The 17,899-nt window shown below is 68.3% G+C and carries 14 protein-coding genes; 11 read left to right on the forward strand and 3 right to left on the reverse strand.

The genetic code is table 11. The features are described 5' to 3' along the window. Window positions 1-46: 46 nt before the first annotated feature. From Poly30_RS10215 to Poly30_RS10225, 3 genes are all read right to left on the reverse strand, one after another. Complete coding sequence (locus Poly30_RS10215) at window positions 47-3,622, reverse strand: carboxypeptidase regulatory-like domain-containing protein (RefSeq protein WP_419191216.1); 3,576 nt, start codon at window positions 3,620-3,622, stop codon at window positions 47-49. A gap of 82 nt (window positions 3,623-3,704) precedes the next feature. Then, the gene (locus Poly30_RS10220; RefSeq protein WP_145196889.1) at window positions 3,705-3,926 is read right to left on the reverse strand and encodes a hypothetical protein; all 222 of its coding nucleotides are present in this window, start codon (window positions 3,924-3,926) and stop codon (window positions 3,705-3,707) included. 1,229 nt (window positions 3,927-5,155) lie between these two features. Beyond that, window positions 5,156-6,004: a flagellin gene (locus Poly30_RS10225; RefSeq protein ID WP_145196891.1), complete on the reverse strand. Its 849-nt coding sequence runs from the start codon at window positions 6,002-6,004 to the stop codon at window positions 5,156-5,158. Window positions 6,005-6,259: 255 nt separating this feature from the next. On the opposite strand from Poly30_RS10225, the gene mce reads away from it, so the two are divergent. The 11 genes from mce (at window position 6,260) to Poly30_RS10285 (ending at window position 17,874) form a co-directional block, all read left to right on the forward strand. Further along, a complete protein-coding gene (gene mce / locus Poly30_RS10230) occupies window positions 6,260-6,763 on the forward strand; it encodes a methylmalonyl-CoA epimerase (RefSeq protein ID WP_145196893.1) in 504 nt (167 codons plus the stop codon). A 117-nt stretch (window positions 6,764-6,880) separates the two neighbouring features. After that, window positions 6,881-8,467, forward strand: a complete 1,587-nt coding sequence (locus Poly30_RS10235; protein ID WP_145196895.1) for an acyl-CoA carboxylase subunit beta — start codon at window positions 6,881-6,883, stop codon at window positions 8,465-8,467. Window positions 8,468-8,492: 25 nt separating this feature from the next. Next, window positions 8,493-9,551, forward strand: a complete 1,059-nt coding sequence (locus tag Poly30_RS10240) for an SGNH/GDSL hydrolase family protein (protein WP_145196899.1) — start codon at window positions 8,493-8,495, stop codon at window positions 9,549-9,551. Between the two features lie 217 nt (window positions 9,552-9,768). After that, window positions 9,769-9,990, forward strand: coding sequence for a DNA-directed RNA polymerase subunit omega (locus Poly30_RS10245; protein WP_145196900.1), 222 nt, complete (start codon window positions 9,769-9,771; stop codon window positions 9,988-9,990). Between the two features lie 58 nt (window positions 9,991-10,048). Beyond that, window positions 10,049-11,188 carry a tetraacyldisaccharide 4'-kinase gene (gene lpxK / locus Poly30_RS10250; protein ID WP_419191217.1) on the forward strand — a complete coding sequence of 380 codons (1,140 nt, stop codon included), beginning with the start codon at window positions 10,049-10,051 and terminating at the stop codon, window positions 11,186-11,188. Continuing rightward, the gene (locus tag Poly30_RS10255; protein WP_419191218.1) at window positions 11,181-12,209 is read left to right on the forward strand and encodes a lysophospholipid acyltransferase family protein; all 1,029 of its coding nucleotides are present in this window, start codon (window positions 11,181-11,183) and stop codon (window positions 12,207-12,209) included. The genes lpxK and Poly30_RS10255 overlap by 8 nt, the downstream gene beginning before the upstream one ends. A gap of 5 nt (window positions 12,210-12,214) precedes the next feature. Further along, window positions 12,215-13,249, forward strand: a complete 1,035-nt coding sequence (locus Poly30_RS10260) for a GSU2086 family protein (RefSeq protein ID WP_145196906.1) — start codon at window positions 12,215-12,217, stop codon at window positions 13,247-13,249. Window positions 13,250-13,252: 3 nt separating this feature from the next. Next, window positions 13,253-14,749 carry a D-glycero-beta-D-manno-heptose-7-phosphate kinase gene (gene rfaE1, locus Poly30_RS10265; protein ID WP_145196908.1) on the forward strand — a complete coding sequence of 499 codons (1,497 nt, stop codon included), beginning with the start codon at window positions 13,253-13,255 and terminating at the stop codon, window positions 14,747-14,749. 32 nt (window positions 14,750-14,781) lie between these two features. Next, window positions 14,782-15,555 (forward strand): sulfite exporter TauE/SafE family protein, encoded by a 774-nt coding sequence (locus Poly30_RS28335; protein WP_419191367.1) that lies wholly within the window; start codon window positions 14,782-14,784, stop codon window positions 15,553-15,555. Window positions 15,556-15,634: 79 nt separating this feature from the next. After that, window positions 15,635-15,850 carry a SlyX family protein gene (locus Poly30_RS28340; RefSeq protein ID WP_419191219.1) on the forward strand — a complete coding sequence of 72 codons (216 nt, stop codon included), beginning with the start codon at window positions 15,635-15,637 and terminating at the stop codon, window positions 15,848-15,850. Window positions 15,851-15,855: 5 nt separating this feature from the next. Next, window positions 15,856-17,874: a 4Fe-4S binding protein gene (locus tag Poly30_RS10285; protein WP_419191220.1), complete on the forward strand. Its 2,019-nt coding sequence runs from the start codon at window positions 15,856-15,858 to the stop codon at window positions 17,872-17,874. The last annotated feature ends 25 nt before the right edge of the window (window positions 17,875-17,899 follow it).

The raw sequence follows: 17,899 nt of genomic DNA on the forward strand, positions 1-17,899 counted from the left end.
TGGGGTGGGGGCGGGAGAGAGGAGGAGATCGCTCCAGGATCGTGAACTACTTGAGGAGCAGCGTCACCGTCTTTTCCTCCCCGGCCTCCAGATCGACGCGACGCCGCGCCGTCAGGCCCTCGGCCGTCGTGGCCAAAAGGGTGTACCGGCCAGGGGCGAGCGGGCCCACGCGTCGCTCGTAGAGCCCGACAGCCCGGTCCGAGTTCTTGGATCGCATGTCCACCATCCCCATTCTTCGCGTGACGTCGAAGCCTTGATCATCGAGGACCTGAACGTTGGCGACGGGGGCCTCGTCGCTGCCCTTGACCTTGAGGGTGGCGATGAAAACGCCGCCCGGCTCCAGCAGCAGCTCCACGGGCGTCCTTTCCCCGGATCGGACCTCGAAGAAGGGGCTCTCCTGGCTGGCCGTCGTCTCGGCGCGGGCGGCCACCGAATAGCGTCCGGGCGCGATGCCCTGGAGCGTGGCCTTGCCGGAGCTGTTCGTGACGATCATCGAGATCAACTCCGTGTGCCGGCCCTTGTCGTCCCGCAGGAAGAGGCTGCACCCGGCAGCCGGTGTTCCGCCGGCTTCGCGGACCGTCACGAGGGCCTCTCCCGGCTCCTCGAGCTCCAGGTCGACGTCGTCTACCCGGTTGTTCTCGCCGACCGTGATCTCGCGGGAGATCACGCGGGCCGTCGTCGTCACCGAGTCGTTCATGGGCATCGCGCCGCCCGCCATGACCTGGTAGGTGCCCGGTCCGATCCCCTCGACCTCGTAGCTTCCGTCCGCTCTCGTCAGGGTCTCGGCGTAGCTGCCGCCCATGAGCCTGTCGGTCCGGATGGCGCCCGAGCCCGATACCGTGAGCCGCACGCCAGCCGCCGGCTTCCCGTCCGGCAGAGTCACGCGTCCTGCGATAGCGCCACCGGGTACCTCGAAGTCGCGCTTGGCCTCTTCGGTACCCAGGGGAATCTTCGTGGAGAACTCGGACGTCTTTTGCTGGCCGGTCCCGCCCGCGTCGACCTTCGACACCTGCACCATGTAGTCGCCCGCGTCGTCGAGCGTCAGCGTGAACTGTCCGTCGGCGCCACTCGTCGCGATCTTCATCTTCTCGAAGAAGCCGGTGGAGGCGGGCATGAAGGCCACCATCGCCCCGCTGACCGGCTCGCCGGCGCGTGTGATCTGGCCCGTCACTTCGACGGGTGACGACGGCGGCGCGCCGAGGAAGAGGTACTCGGTCGCACCTTCCTCGACCGTGGCCATCGCCATCTCCATGTTCTCCATCATCGAAGCGAAGCCCGAAGCGTCCGCGTCCTTCGACGAGTCCATCTCCATGTCGATGGCGACGACCTGGTACCGGCCGGGCGTCAGGCCCGTTTGCCGGAAGGTCCCGTCGGCATCGGTCGAGAGCGTGCGCATCAGGTCCATCGACATCGACTGGATGGTCACGAGTCGACCGCTCGCGGTCTTCCCTTCGCTGTCGAAGCACACGCCCTCGATCGTGCCGCCGCGGCTCATTCGCAGGGTGACCCCCTCGAGCAGGCCGCCCGGCGCAGCGGTTAGCTCCTCCGTCACGGCAGGGGCGAACTCGTTGGACGTTGCCTGGAGCTTGACCTGCCCGGGCACCACGCCGAGCAGCTTGTAGGTGCCGTCCTCCTGGCTCGTCGTCGGCTCCGGAAAGGACGTGCCTGACAGCGCAGCGCGCCAGACCGGCTCGTCCGAGAACTGGCCCACGCGCACCCCGCTCGCCGGATTGCCGTCGGGATCGACGACGGTGCCGCTGATCGTGCAGCTTCTGAGCGCCACGATCTCGAGGTCTTCTTCTTCGCCACGGACCACGACGCGGACCTCCTGGGGCGTGACGTGCGTTTCGGAGACGAGGCTGATCCCCCAGGTGCCCGACACGAGACCCTCGAAGGCGAAGGCTCCCTCGTCGTCCGTCTGCGCCTGGCGCCGATCGAGGCGCACATCGCCGAGACTGCCCGGGACGATGCGATGGCAGGTGAGTTTCCGGTCTCGCACCGGCATCCCCACGTCGTCCACGCAGAGGCCCGTGATGCGTGCCGCTGGAAGGAGGATCAGCTCGACGTTGTCCTGGCCGGGCTGGACGCCATCCAGGCGCGCCTTTCGAACGCCTGCTTCGCTTGCGGGGCTCGGAGTGCCGATCGGAGGTCCCGTGGAGATCGTGAGCATGAACGGTCCAGAGCCGAGCCCGGTCACCGTGAAGGACCCATCGTCCCGTACCGTGGTTTCATTGGTGGCTCCTCGCGCCGCGCCGAGCGCCGACGGGCCACCCATGTGAGCGAGGTCGAACGTCGCCTGCACGATCAGGCCCCGAGCCGGCTTTCCGTCGGCGAACTTCGCCACGCCCTCGATCGACTTGCCGGATTCGAGCACGAGGGTGAGATCGTCCGAGTCTGCGGCCCCGTCGATCTCGATGCGCGCCCGTCCGCTTTGCAGCGCGCCTTCCTTCGACGCGCGCACGATGACGGCCGGTGCTGGCAGGCCGCTGAGCCGGAAAGCGCCGTCCGGGCCGGAGAGGACCTCGCGGAAGACCTCGTCGTCCATGCCGAAGGTCCGTCCGGGAAGAGCGGCGGTCACGGCGGCGCCGGCGACCGACCGGCCCTCGGCATCCAGAACTCGCCCGGAGAGCGTGGACCCCCTGGTGATGGGCAAGCTGATCTCCATCGACTCGCCGGCTGCGGGTGCCGTGAATTTGACCTCGGCGGGGGGAAGCGTGTCGTGCAGGACGATCAGCTTGAGGGCGCTTTCGGGGGGGACGCCGATGAAGGTCGCGGTTCCTTCCACATCGAGAGCGCGTTCCGCCTGATACCGCGTCTCCCGGTCCGATCCCGCTCCCATGGTGCCGCTCGCGTTCACTTCGAGTTCGGCTCGGACGAGGGCACCGGTGAGCAGCGCGCCTGGCACCTCGGTGCTCGCGCGCAGGGTCACGGTCGCCCGCTGAAGAGGTTCGAGGGTGACGGTGGGATCGTCGAGCAGGACCTCGTAGGAACGAGTCGTGCCGTAGCCGCCGCCGAAGGCGTGCAGGAAGACGCGCTGGCGGCCGCGGGGAAAGGGGAACTCCGCGGCCCATTCCGTGCCCTCGCGCGTGGTCCCCGGCGTGGCCTTGCGGCGACTGACCTGGCCCTTGGCCAGCGCCTCGTCGAGTACGTTGTCACTCTTGATGCCCCGCCGGCTCTCCATCCCTTCGAAGAGACGATTCTCGTGGCGTTCGTAGGTGACGGAGGAGGTGTCGGAGCTCAGGGCAGCCTGGACCGTCGCGCTGGCGACCTGCGCGGCGAACGCGTAGACGACGAGGTCTTCGGTGGGGGTGACGCCGTCGGGCCAGCGGATGAAGGCCGTGATGGTGCTGGAGATGGAGGAGTCGGGCAGGAGGGTCTCCGCTGTCTCGGCCAGCTCCGACTTCGTTCCTGCCACAAGAGTCTTCCGCGACTCCCCGTCGGTACTCACTGAGAGGCGGCCGTCCAGACCGCCTGGCCCGCCCGGTTCGTCTCCGGCTTCCTCTTCGGAGTTCATCACTCCCACCTCACTGCCCGATGAGCTGTTCGACTGGGGCAGAAAGCGAATCGCCCCGATGACAAGGGCAGCACAGACAGCTAGCAGCGCAAGGAACTTGGGCTTCATGGGGTCACGAAGGGGAGAAGGCGGGGTCCTGGCCTGATCGGCAGAGTGGCGGTCGAGTGACATCATGCGCAGGGTGTCCCTCTCACGCCTCATCCGATTCGGTTGCGCGGGACGATCCGTGGTCTCGGCTTCCTGCGTCCGTCAGGACGCCCGGGCTCTCGCGCGTCAGCGCGAGGCCCGCGCGCGGCTTGCCCGCGCGGCCCGTGCGGCGAGCACGCCCGTCCGGCGAGGGCGCCTGCGCGGCGAGGGCGCCTGCGCGGCGAGGACGCCTGTCCGGCGAGGACGCCTGCGCGGCGAGCGCCACGCGGTGTAACCGCTATTTCGCCGTCAGGCGAAATGCCAGAGATACTGCGCGCTGTCACAACGATCGGACGGCCCGGCATTTCGCTGCCACAACGCTCGCACGGCCCGGCTCCACTTGCCTTGGCAGCAGACCTCCCGCCGACCGCTGCCCCGGCAGGTCTCCCGGCGCAGGTCTCCCGACACAGACTGCCTGCCGTTCGCGCGAAGCGTCGAACGCGTGGGCTGAGGCTTCCCGGTGACGGCTTGTGCGCTGTCCGCTGGAGCGCTCGCCCGCATGGGCGAGCTGGGCAGATGTCGGACTGGCCCTTCAGACTTCAGGACTCAGGACTCAGGACTCAGGACTCAGGCCTCAGACCTCAGCACTCAGACCCGCCCAGCTCGCCCTCACGGGCGAGCGCTCCAGCGGGCAGCCCACCAGCCGCTACCGGGAAGCCTCAGCCCACGCGTTCGGCGCTTCGCGCGAACGGCAGGCAGTCTGTGTCGGGAGACCTGCGGCGGGCGGCGGTCAGCGGTCGGGTCTGCTGCCAATGCAAGTGGAGCCGGGCCGCGCGAGCGTTGTGGCAGCGAAATGCCGGGCCGTCCGATCGTTGTGACAGCGCGCAGTATCTCTGGCATTTCGCCTGACGGCGAAATAGCGGTTACACCGCGTGGCGCTCGCCGCGCAGGCGTCCTCGCCGGACGGGCGCCCTCGCCGGGCGGGCGTCCTCGCCGGACGGGCGTGCTCGCCGCACGGGCCGCGAGGGCGAGCCTCGCGCGGGCCACTCAGCGCCCTGCGGGCGCCGAGGTGGGCCCGGGCGTCCTGGCGGACGCACGGGACGGCAAGGGTGGTCCGTTGTTACATCGATCGTCCGGTTCGGCATTCGATGGATTGGCGGCAGACTGCCCGCCGACCGCCGACCCAGCAGGTCTCCCGGCGCAGGTCTCCCGACGCAGACTGCCTGCCGTTCGCGCGAAGCGTCGAACGCGTGGGCTGAGGCTTCCCGGTGACGGCTTGTGGGCTGTCCGCTGGAGCGCTCGCTCGCATGGGCGAGCTGGGCAGATGTCGGACTGGCCCGCAAGACGTCAGACCTCAGACCTCAGACCTCAGACCTCAGACCTCAGACCTCAGGCCCGCCCAGCTCGCCCTGACGGGCGAGCGCTCCAGCGGGCAGCACCAAAGTCTTTAGCGGGAGGTCACAGCGGGCGCCGACTTGGACCCGGACGTCCTGCGGACGCGTGGAGCAAAGGTCGCTACGGCCGAAACAGGGCTCCCCGGATCAGGTCCAGGGCCACCGTCGGCGTGAAGTTCGCCTGGGCGAGGAGCAGGGTGCCGCTCTCTTGAAGGATCTGGAGGCGGGTGAGTTCGGCGGTTTCGGCGGCGATGTCCACGTCCTGGACGCGGGAGAGGGCCTCTGCCATCGCCTCTCGCCGAGAGGAGATGACGCGGCCCGCCGACTCCAGCCGGTTCTGCAGTGCCCCGACCTCGCCGCGTGTGGACGAGACCATGTCCAGGCCCACGTCCAAGGAGTCAAGGCTGCGGCTTGCCTGGTTGGATGAGCTGAAGCGGATCGACTGGAGGACCTCCAGCACGCGTGAGATGTCCGACACCTTGAGGTCCACGGTCTCACCCCTTTCGGTGCCGACCTGGATGGCGATGCCGTTGTTGAAGAAGTCGCCGCCCTCTGCGAAGAGGTCGATGCCGTTGAACCTCGCGGAGTCGACGAGACGCGCGGCGTCCTCGGCGAGCGAGGCTCGCTCCGAATCGATCACCTGGCGATCCCGCTGGCTGAGCGTCTCGCTCGCGGCCTTGACGCCGAGTTCGCGCGTCCGCTCGATGATCTCGGATAGCTCGGAGAGCGTGCCATCGGCGACCTTGAGGAGGCTGACGCCGTCCTCCGTATTGCGCCTGGCGACCACCAGCGAGCGGACCTCGCTGCGCATGCGCGCGGCAATCCCGACGCCCGCCGGGTCGTCCGCCGCTGTGGCGATCCGAAGTCCACTGGCGAGCCTCGCGTAGCTCCGACCTAGCAAGCGATCCGTTTCCCCCAGACGCCGGGCCATGCTCAAGCCCAGGACGTTGGATCCAATTCTGATGCCCATCTCCTTTCCCCTCGGAGAGCGCGACTTCGACCTCTTGCCGAGCGATCGCGTGGGGAGCGGGATCGGGCCGCGACGGTGGGGGAAGAGAGCCCGGTTGGAGACGGGGAAGACTTCCAGGGAAAGTCACGAGCGAGACTACCGAGGGCGACCAGGGGCAACCGTGGGCCTGCTGGGGGGAAACGCCCGGTGTCGCTGAGGCTCCTCGCCGGGGATCGTGGCGCGCCCGGAGCCCCTTTGGGCTATGCTCATCGACCCATGAAGAGCCCCCAGGACTCATCCAGCGCCGCCCACGCCGCGCCCCAGCCGGCGACACCGCCGGCCACGCCGCCGGACGCCCTCGCGCCGGTCGTGCTCGGTCTCCACCACGTCGCCATCGCCGTCCCCTCGATCGCGGACGCCCGCCCCGTCTACGAGGCGGCCCTCGGTATGCGCGCCACCGAGGTGGAGCACGTCGCCGACCAGCGCGTCGACGTTCTCGTCCTGGTCGCGGGCAGCCAGCGCATCGAACTCGTCGAACCCAGCACCGAGGACTCCCCGATCTCCAAGTTCCTCGAGCGCTCGGGAGGCCGCGCCGGTCTCCATCACCTCGCCTGGCACGTCGCGGATGTCGCAGCCGCGATTCAGAGGCTGAAAGCGGCCGGGGTCCAGATGATCGATGACTCGCCGCGCGACGGATCGCATCATACGCGCATCGCCTTCGTCCATCCGCGCTCCACCGGCGGCGTGCTCATGGAACTCGTGGAAGATCCTGCGCTGTAACGACGCAGCGCAAGCCACCGACCGCGCCCTTCTCCTCGGCGCCCTTTTCCTCGGCGCCCTTTTCCTCCGCGCCCGCCGGCGACCTGACTCCCTCCTTCGCCCGAACCGCTCTCCACGATGACCATCGACTCCGGTACCCCGAAGAACGCCACCTCCCCGTCGCGCGACCCTCTCCAGCGCCTGCGCGACATGCGCGAGCAGAGCCTCGTCGGCGGCGGAGAGAAACGCATCGCAGGACAGCACGCCAAGGGCAAGATGACGGCGCGCGAGCGCATCGACTTCCTCGTCGACGAGGGCTCCTTCACCGAGCTCGATCGCTTCGTCACGCACCGCTGCACGGACTTCGGCATGGAGGATCAGAAGATCCTCGGCGACGGCGTCGTCACCGGCCACGCGCGCATCGATGGCCGCCCTGTCTACCTCTTCAGCCAGGACTTCACGGTCTTCGGGGGCAGCCTCTCCGAGACGCACGCCGAGAAGATCTGCAAGATCATGGACCTCGCGCTCAAGGTCGGGGTGCCGGTGATCGGACTCAATGACTCCGGAGGAGCCCGGATCCAGGAAGGCGTTCAGAGCCTCGGCGGCTACGCCGAGATCTTCTGGCGCAATACCCAGGCGTCCGGCGTGATCCCGCAGCTGTCGGGCATCCTCGGCCCGTGCGCGGGCGGCGCGGTCTACAGCCCCGCGCTCACGGACTTCGTCGCGATGGTGGAGGGGAACTCCTACATGCATATCACGGGTCCCGACGTCGTCAAGACGGTGACCCACGAGGAAGTCACGAGCGAGGACCTCGGCGGCGCGTCCGTGCACAACTCGAAGTCGGGCGTCGCGCACTTCGCGACCTCCGACGACAAGAGCTGCCTGCTGCTCCTGCGCAAGCTGCTTTCGTACCTGCCGCTGAACAACGCCGAAGAGCCCCCGTTCGTGGAGACCGACGATCCTTCGGATCGCGAGGACGAAGCCCTCGACTCGATCGTGCCGGCGGACCCACAGAAACCCTACGACATGACGAAGGTCATCGACCGCATCGTCGACGAGGGCTCGTGGATGGAGGTCCAGGAGGGCTGGGCGCGCAACATGCTGATCGGCTTCGCGCGCCTCGGTGGCCGCGTCGTCGGCATCGTCGCGAATCAGCCAGCGGTCCTCGCAGGGTGCCTGGATATCGACGCCAGCGAGAAGGGCGCGCGCTTCATTCGCTTCTGCGATGCGTTCAACATCCCCATCGTGACGTTCGAGGACGTTCCGGGCTTCCTGCCGGGGACCGTCCAGGAGCACATGGGGATCATCCGCCGCGGGGCCAAGCTGCTCTACGCGTACTGCGAGGCGACCGTCCCGCTCCTGACCGTCATCACCCGCAAGGCCTACGGTGGCGCGTACGACGTCATGGCGTCGAAGCACATCCGCGCGGACGTCAACATCGCCTGGCCGGGCGCAATGGTCGCGGTGATGGGGGCGGCGGGCGCTGCCAAGATCATCCATCGCCGCGAGATCCAGGAGTCGAGCGATCCGGCCGCCACCGAGAAGCAGCGCGCGGACGAGTACGATGCCACGTTCAACAACCCCTACCGCGCGGCGGCCCGCGGCTTCGTGGACGACGTCATCGAGGCCTCCAAGACGCGTCCGTACCTGATCCGGTCCCTCGAGCTCTTGCGCACCAAGAACGAGAATCGACCGGTCCGTAAGCACGGGAACATACCTCTCTAAGGGCGGAACCGCACGGGCTGGTCGGATGGGAAAGTGGAGTCGTCGCCTTCTGATTCTCGCCGTTTCGTGCGGGGCCTCGCTCCTCGTGATCGAGGCCAGCTTCCGGGCGCTCATGGTTCGGCGCTTCGAAAAGGCGACGGCTGCGTACCGGCATGATCTCTGGCGCATCGATCCAGGAACCGGCCACCTCTACTCGATGCACCCGGGGGCGGCGCGAGTCAATCGCGTCTCCGAGGAGCCCGACGCCTGGACGTGGAGCTACACGATCGGAGACGACGGACTGCGGGCGGATCCCATGGGCGACTCGACGGAAACTTCGACGGAAACTCCGACGGGCGCCCTCGACATCATCGTGATCGGCGACTCGTACACGTTCGGCTGGGGCGTCGAGGACGATGAGACGTTTCCGGTCCTGCTGGCCCAGCGCCTGAAAGAGGGCGAAGGACTCTCGAACGTGAGGGTCAAGAATGCCGGCGTCTCCGGCTTCAACACCATGCAGGAAGCGTCCTTCCTGGAGTCCCGGTGGGAGGAGTGGCAGCCCGATGTGGTTGTGCTCGGTTTCGTCATGAACGACGCGGAGCCGCCGCGGCTCGTGCCCCGGGACCCGCGTGAGAGGTACGGCGATTCGCCCCTGTGGGTTCTGGAAGAGCTGCTCCTCCGCACCGGACTCGAGGTTCCGGGGTGGGCGGAGCACCGCTCCCATCGGCAACGACCGTACCTGGAGCAGTTTCGAGACGGGGCCGTCGAGGGAGCGCGTTGTCGCCGCTCTCTGGCCAGGATCGCGGCGCTCTGCGCGGAGCATTCCGTGCCGCTTCTGCTGTTCGTACTTCCGGACATGACCGAGCTTCCACGCCAGCCGGGCCAGTCGTATCGGTACGCCAGCATCCATCACCGGATGAGCGGATGGGCCGGCGACCTCGGGATCGAGGCCCACGACCTCGGGCCACTGTTCGAAGGCGCGGACCGCGACGCAATGATGATTCCCGGTGACGGGCATCCGACGGCCCTGGCGCTGGATCTCATGGCAGGGGCGATGGTGGTACCGGTCGCGCGAGTCGCCCGACTCTTCTCCCTTCGCCGCTAAATCTGGTCCCGCAGAGGCGATTCTGGCGGCTTTCGGGCCGTTCCGGCATACACATGGCGGGCAAGGGGACTATTCTCTTTGGCTCGACTGGCCGCCCGCCATTCGTCGAGAGCCCACTGGCCTGGCTCTACCGCCCCTTTTCTGGAATTTATTCCGTAGGTGCCCCGAGTTTTGGCCGAGCCACTTCCGCGCAGCGAACCTGCGCGAACCAAGCCCCATGGAACTCACTCTTCCCCAGCGCCTCCAGCAGTCCGTTCAGGGCTCCTTCCACAAGACCGCGCTCCTGCAAAAGCGCGTGCGTGAGCTGATCCGCGGCGCGTCGCCGCTCGTCGAAACCCGCGAGACCAACCCCATCAAGGTCGCGTTCCTCGAGATGGAGCGAGGGCTCATCGAGTTGATCCCGGACGAAGAGGGCCAGGCGCCCCCGCCGCAGGAGTAGCGGCCCACGCATGGATCCTGACCGGCGACGCGATCGCGGGGTCGGATCCAGCTCCGCCATGAATGCCCGACCCGATCGGCGTCTCGCCCAGCGGGGTGGATGGATCGAATGCTTGCGCGCTCCTGCGATGCTCTTCGGGGCGATCGCGCGGGCGCGCAGCGCGATGTATACGCGGCGGCTTCTGCCCTCGTACGACGTAGGCACACCCGTGATCTCGGTAGGTAACGTCGTGGCGGGCGGAACCGGGAAGACGCCGATGATCGTCTGGCTGGCGAAGGAGCTGAAGGCCCGCGGTCGAACGCCCGGGATCATCTCCCGGGGCTACCGCGCGCCAGGGGATTTCGCCCGCGGCGCGAGCCATGAGAGGGAACGCGGGGACGGGAATCGCAATGACGAGGCCCGTATGCTGGACGACATGCTCCCCGGCGTCCTTCACGTTCAGAACCGCGACCGCGTCGCGGCCGCGAGGCAGCTGGCCGAAGTGGGGGTCGATGCGATCCTCGTGGACGACGGCTTCCAGCACCGCAGGCTGGCCCGCGACGTCGATATCGTGCTCGTGGATGCGCTCCGTCCTTTCGGACTTCCGGCGCCGCCCGAGGGCGGAGAACCGGTCCGAGCCTTTCTCCCGCGCGGCCTGATGCGCGAGCCGCTCGTCGCGCTCCAGCGCGCGGACGCGATCGTTCTGACGCGCGTGGACACGGTTTCGGGCGAGACACTGGAGCGCCTGGAGGCGCTGCTGGGCGAAGCCGCGCCCGGCGTGCCGCTCGTGCACAGCCAGCATCGCCCGACCTGCCTTCGCGAGGCGGGTACGCTGCATTCCCTCGGGGAGCTGCGAGGCGCCGAAGTCGACCTGTTCAGCGGCATCGGGAATCCCGGCGCCTTCGAGCGCACGGTCCACGACCTCGGAGGCAAAGTGATCTCGCACCGCGCGTTCGGGGACCACCACGCCTTCCGGCCCGAGGACCTCGCGGGCCTCGGCGTCGATCGTCCCGCGCTCACGACGGCCAAGGACGCGGCGCGGCTCACGCTCCAGGCCGAAGTTCAGCCCGAGATCCAGGCGCCCCCGCGCCTCTGGGTCCTCGATGTCGAGCTCGCGATCGTCGAGAACGAGGCCGCGCTCTCGGCGATTCTCGACCGATTGCCCGAGTCGGACGCGGGGCGCATGCGCGCGTCCATCCACGGGGGCCTCCATGGTTGATTCGATGGTGGGCGCTCCCGAAGCTCTGCCGCGCGTCACGCGGTTCGACGACCAGCGCATCGAGCTCCCGAAGGAAGGCTGGCCCGTGGAGGTGCCACCGTTCCGCGACGAACGCTTCCGATCGCTCTGGCACCGATTCCTGTACGTCGCCATGCGAGGGGCGCAGCGGACGGTGTACGTGATGCCGTCCCCGGTGCGCGCGGCGATCGTGAACACGCTCGCGTTCTTCGGCCGCGTCTTCGATCGTCGGCACACGGAGGCCGCGCGCGACTACATCTCCAGCGCGCTACCGAAGGCCACGCCGGGCGAGGTCGACGGTCTCATCCAGCGCGCCTGGCGCCACCTGCTTCGGATGGCGGTCGTTTCGGAGGGAGTGAGTTCGCGTCTCATGGGGCAGCGACTCGGCGACCACTACGAGGTCTACATGTGCCCCGAGGCCGAGGAGCTGATCGCTGCGAAATCGCCTGCGATCTTCGTCACGGCTCACGCGGGCTACTGGGAGGCGAGCTGCCCGGGCGTGATCGGCCTCGGCGTCCCGCCTGCCTACGCCATCGGCAAGGCGCCGCGGAACGACTTCGTGGCGCAGCACATCCAGGAGATGCGCGAGAGCCAGGGGATGCGCCTGATCCCGCGCAACGGCGCCATGTCTGCCGTGCCCGCCGCCCTCAGGGCAGGTTCCATCGTGGGGATGCTGATGGATCATCGCCCGCGGCAGAAGCCGGTCTACGCCCCCTTCTTCGGCCGCCCCGCCGCCTGCGATCGCAGCGCCGGCGTGCTCCTGCGCCGTGTGAAGGTCCCGCTCGTGTTTTACGGCTGCTACAGCGTCCCCGGAACGGACCCGCTGAAGAACTGGCGCTTCCAGCTGCGCTTTCCGCGCGTGATCCAGCCCGAGGAACTCAGCGGGCTCGGGCCGGAAGAGATCGCCGCCGCCGTCAACGCCGAGCTGGAAGGCCTGATTCTCCACCGGCCCGATGAAGTCTTTTGGCTGCACGACCGATTCAAGGGTGCGCCTGCGCCCTGACCGCCATGTCTCTATCCCCCGCTTCCGATTTGACCAGCCACGGCCCTGACCTTCATCCGTTCCCCGAGATGCGGAGCGTTTCGCTCTATCCGCTGGATACGCGCGAGAGCCTCGTCACGACGCGGGACTTCTGCTCGGTGCCTGATCCCGTGCCAGGCTTCGAGGGGTTCGTCGACGCGCTGCCCGACATCTACGCGGGCACCCATTTCAAGGACCTCGTGAACCGCATCGTCGCCGCACGCCTCGCGGGCAAGCCGGTGGCCTTCGCGATGGGGGCGCACGTGCTGAAGGTCGGCCTCGCGCCGCTCCTGATCGACCTGATGGAGCGTGGCGTCATCACCCACGTGGCGCTCAACTCCGCGGGTGCCATCCACGACTTCGAGATCGCGACGGCTGGCCACACCTCGGAGCGCGTGGACACGCAGCTTCCTGCGGGGCTCTTCGGCTTCGCCGACGAGACGGGGCGCGGGATCGCCGAGGGAGCTCGCCGCGGAGCGCATCCTGATGACGGCGAGGAAGCGGGCTTCGGCCGCGGTCTCGGCCGCAATCTTCTGGGACTGGCTCCGAAGAACGTGCACCTCTCGGTGCCAGCGAACGCGGTGAGGCTCGGCGTCGGCGTCACCTGCCACGTGTCGATCGGCGCGGACATCGTGCACATGCACCCCGCCTGCAACGGGGCCGACCTCGGCGCGGCGGCGCTGGCCGACTTCCAGCACGTGTGCCGCACGGTATCCCAGCTGGGATTCGCGAAGGGAGAGGACGCGAGCGGACCCGGCGGAGTCTGGCTGAACGTCGGCTGCGCCGTGATCTTGCCCGAGATCTTCCTGAAGGCGGTCAGCGTCGCGATCAACCTCGGGTACGACCTCGGGAACATCACGACGGGCAACCTCGACATGATCCGTCAGTACCGCGCCGAGACCAACGTCGTTCGTCGTCCGCCCGGCACCGGCATCACGCTCGTCGGCCAGCACGAACTCCTCCTTCCGCTCCTCCGTATGGCCGTTCTCTCGAAGCTTCCGGGGGGCCGCGTCAGCGCCTGATCCATGCCTGATACTCAATCGCTTCTGGCCCTCCTCGAAGTCGCCCGTACACCGCGGGTCGTCATCATCGGCGACCTGATCATCGACCGATATGTGTCCGGCGACGTGCGCCGAATCTCGCCGGAGGCGCCGATCCCGGTGCTGGCCGCGAAGTCGTCCGAACTTCGACTGGGCGGCGCGGGGAACGTGGCGGCGAACCTGCGCGCGATGGACGCCGTGGTCGAGATCGTCGGGATCGTCGGCGACGACGGCCATGGCCGAGCGATGCGGGAGCTCTTCGACAAGGTCCAGATCGGCCACAAGGGCGTCGTCATCGACCCGACTCGCCCGACGATCGAGAAGACGCGGATGCTCAGCGGCGTCCACCAGATGATCCGCGTCGACTGGGAGGACCCGAGGCCGCTCGATGGAGCGGCGCTTCGGAGCGTCCTCGGCGGCCTCGAAGCCGCGATCGAAGGAGCGGATGCCGTCGTCCTTTCGGACTATGGGAAGGGCATGCTGCCCCCCGAGGTCCTGGCCGCCGCCATCCGCGCGTGTCGCCAGCGAAGCATTCCCGTGCTGGTCGATCCGAAGGGGACGGACTATTCGCGCTACTCCGGTGCGACGCTCATCACGCCGAACCGCAAGGAGGCGGAGGAGGCGCTGGGCTACAAGATCGAGCCGCTCTCCAGGCTGGCGGAGGCGGCGGACGAGCTCATCCGCGTGGCCAATCTCGACGAGACGCTCATCACGCTCGGTGCCGACGGCATCTACTATCGCACGAAGGACGGCCGCCTGGAGGGGCGCGTTCCCACGCAGGCGCGGGCGGTCTTCGACGTGACCGGCGCGGGTGACACCGTGGTCGCGCACCTGGCGTTCCATCTCGGATGCAGGGTCGACCTCCCGGCCGCCGTGGCCCTGGCGAACCACGCAGCTGGCATCGTCGTCGCCAAGCTCGGGACGCACTCGGTCACGCGGGCGGAGCTGACGGACAGGCTCAGCCAGCACCTGCCCCACGAGGGCAAGGTCGTGGCCCGGGCCAACGTCGGCTCGGTGATCGACGCCTGGCGCGCCGACGGCAAGCGCGTGGTGTTCACGAACGGTTGCTTCGACGTTCTCCACGCAGGGCACGTCCGGTACCTGCGCTTCTCGCGTTCCAAGGGGGACGCGCTGATCGTGGGCATCAACGACGATGCCAGCGTGACGCGGCTCAAGGGACCTTCGCGTCCCGTGAATGGCCTCGAGGATCGGATGGAGGTTCTCGCCGCGCTGGAGTTCGTCGACGCCGTGGTGTCCTTCGAAGAAGACACGCCCAAGAAGCTCGTCGAGCAAGTCTCGCCGGACGTGCTCGTCAAGGGAGAGGACTACGCGAACAAGCTCGTCGTGGGGGCCGACTGGGTCGAAGCCCACGGAGGCCAGGTGGTTCTCGCGCCCCTCCTCGACGGGCGCTCCACCACCGGCATCTTGAGCCGAGCCAGTCAAGCGGGTCAGGCCGGGGCCTCGCCGGAGGGCCAAGCGTAATCGGCCGAGCCCTTCTTCTCACCGGTCTCGCCCTGACGATCGCCTTCGTCGGCGCGGTATGCGGCATCGGCGGCGGTCTCTTTGCGGTCCCGCTCCTGCACTACGGCTTCAAGCTCCCGCTTCGTCAGTCCGTGGCGACGGCACTCTGTCTTGTGGCCGCGACCGCGATCGCTTCGACGACCACCGAGTTCCTGCACTCGGAGAGCGCGCTCATGTGGGATATCGTCGCGCCGCTCGTGGGCGGCGCGCTCTTCGGCGCGCAGTTCGGTTTCCTGCTCTCCAGGCGGATCGACGAGCGGCTCCTCAAGGGGATCTTCTGCTTCGTGCTCCTGGGGATCGGCCTGCGCATGCTTCTGGCGATGTCGGTCCAGGCGGAGCCCGGGGAGTTCCACTCCGGCTATAGCTTCCTTCGTGCGTCAGGCGTGGCGCTCATCGGCGTCATGGCCGGGACGCTCTCGCCGCTGCTCGGCATCGGTGGCGGCCTGATCGTCGTGCCAGGACTTCTGCTCTCGATGCCTGCCATCGGCGGGAACGGGGCGCGCGCGGCCTCCCTGGCCGTCGCCTGCGTCACGTCGCTCCGTTCCATTCATCTCTACGCAAAGGAGCGCAGCATCGACCCGCGAATCGCCCTCTGGTTCGCCCTCGGCGGCCTCATGGGCGCGGCTCTGGGCGTTCAGTTCGCCCATCTGCCGGGCGTCTCTGCCTACGGTCAGCGCACGCTGGGTGTCATCCTCGTCGTGACCGCCCTACGCTTTGCGCGGGACGCCTTCGGCCCGCGTGTCCCGGTCGCGGAACCCTCCAACTGACGCGGCATTTCGGAACCCGAACGGCGGGGGCGGCGTCTACTCTGGGCGCGGCCCACGCGCTCGGCAACGGTCCACTGCTTTGAACAAATCACCCCATCATATCGATCTCGAGGAGCGCCTCGCTTTCCAGGAGGACGCGCTCGAGAAGCTGAATCGAGTCGTCGCCGAGCAGCAGCTGGAGCTGGACGGCCTCCAGCGTGAGGTGCGGGAGCTTAGGCGTACGGCCCGCGCCGCAGGCGACGCCAAGGACGGCGAGACACGGACGCTGGAAGACGACCGCCCGCCGCACTACTGATGGGTGTGAAGAAGAACGAGGCTGGTAAGGGAGACTGCAGCGCCCCGGGGGCCCCGAGAAAGTCCAAGGCCACTCGCTGGCGCGCGGCGGTTCTGATCGGGCTCCACGTGCTGGCGGCGATCCACATCGCCCACTGGATGTCCACGGGCCGCACGGTGTCTCCGCTGGAGCCGTCGGAGGCGATGGACTTCGCGAAGTACTCCGTCGTGAACGCGGGGCTGATCTTCTTTGCCCTCACGATCGTCTCGACGCTGATCCTGGGCCGCTGGTTCTGCGGCTGGGCCTGCCACGTGGTCGCGCTCCAGGACCTGTCGCGCGCGCTCTTGATCAAGTTCGGCATCCGGCCGCGCCCGCTGCGGTCGCGCTGGATGGCGCTGCTGCCGATGCTCGCGGCGTTCTACATGTTTCTCTGGCCGCTCGTCTACCGGATCTACATCGAGGACCCGCTCGCCGTTCGCTCCGTCGAGCTGGAGAAGAGCGGCTTTTGGGATACATTCCCGACCTGGGGGCCCGCCATCCTCACCTTCTTCATCGCGGGCTTCGTCGCGGTGTATTTCCTCGGCGCCAAGGGCTTCTGCACGTACGCGTGCCCCTACGGCGCGGTCTTTGGTGTCATGGACCGCGTGGCGCCCGGCCGGATTCGCGTGACGGACGCCTGCAAGGGATGTGGGCACTGCACCCTCACCTGCACGTCGAACGTCGACGTGTCGCGGGAGGTGCACGACTACGGCATGGTCGTGGATCCCGGCTGCATGAAGTGCATGGACTGCGTGTCGGTGTGTCCCGAGAACGCGCTCTACTTCGGGATGGGGAAGCCCGCGCTGCTGGCGAAACCTCGCCAGGAGAAGCGTCCCGCGCGCCCGCCGATGCCGCTCGTCGAGGAAATCGCCGGGACCGCGGCCGCGTTCTTCGGCTACTTCGCCGTGCGCGGTTACTACCAGGAGCGAGGCTTCCTGCTCTCGGTCGGGATCGCAGCGTGCTTCGCGTACCTCGTGATCCTGCTGGTGCGGATGGTGCGGCGCAGCGACGTTCAGGTGCCAGGCATCGTGCTCAAGAAGGCTGGCAAGGCCAGGCCGATGGGCGTGCTCGTCGGGCTCGCGACCCTCGGAATCGCCGCCTGTGCGGTGCCCTACGGCATCGTGCCGGAGGTCAGCCATCGCCGCGCGTCCGCTGCCTGGAGCGTTCTGGCGGATGCGCGGGCGCGCTGGTTCGAGCCGGGACGGGCGGAGCTCTCGAGCGAGGAAGGCGCGGCGGCGGAGGCGCTGCTCGACAACGCGCGGACCGTGCGTGAGCGGAGCGGCGTCCGATCGATGGAGAACACGGAGCACCTCATCTGGGGCGAACTCCTCACCGGCGACGAAGAGGCCTTCGATGGCTACCTTCGAGAAGCCCTGGGCTTCCCCGGAGCGGGCGTCGGCCTGCTGATGCTTCGCGCGGCCCAATACGGCAAGACCGGCGAGCTGAATGGCGCTGAGGCGGCCTATCGATCAGCCCTGGAGGCGGAACCCGGCTATCTTCCCGCCACCAATGGACTGATGGGACTGCTGGTTCAGCAGGACAGGATCGAGGAAGCGAGGAAGGTGGCGGATGCCGCCCTCGAGGTGGAGCCGGAGGCGGTTCACGTTCTGGTCCAGCGGGGGTTCATCCGCGGCAGTACCTCGGATGTGGAGGGTGGGGTCGCTGACCTCAGAGAGGCCCTGCGCCTGGATCCAGGGCTCGTGGATGCGCGCAATCTGCTGTTTCGTCTCTTGATGCAGTCCCAGAATGCGGGGGCGGCGGAGGCCGTCCTTCGGGAAGGGATCGCGCTGGAGAATTCGCCGGTGGAGCTTCGGGCTCACCTGGCCCAGGTTCTTCTCGTATCGGGTCAGCGGGACGCTGCCATCCAGGAGGCCGTGGACCTGGCGCGCCTCGCCGAGGGGGATCCCGCGCTCCTCGGGGTAGCCCGCGCCGTTCTGAGTCAGGCCGGAGCCACGGCGGAGCTGAAGGCGCTGCCTGGGGCCCCCGGGAAGTCGTCCGGGAAGTAGCCTTGAAGTAGCCCGGCCCGCTGCC

It is taken from the genome of Saltatorellus ferox (assembly GCA_007751475.1).
Classification (GTDB): Bacteria; Planctomycetota; UBA1135; order UBA1135.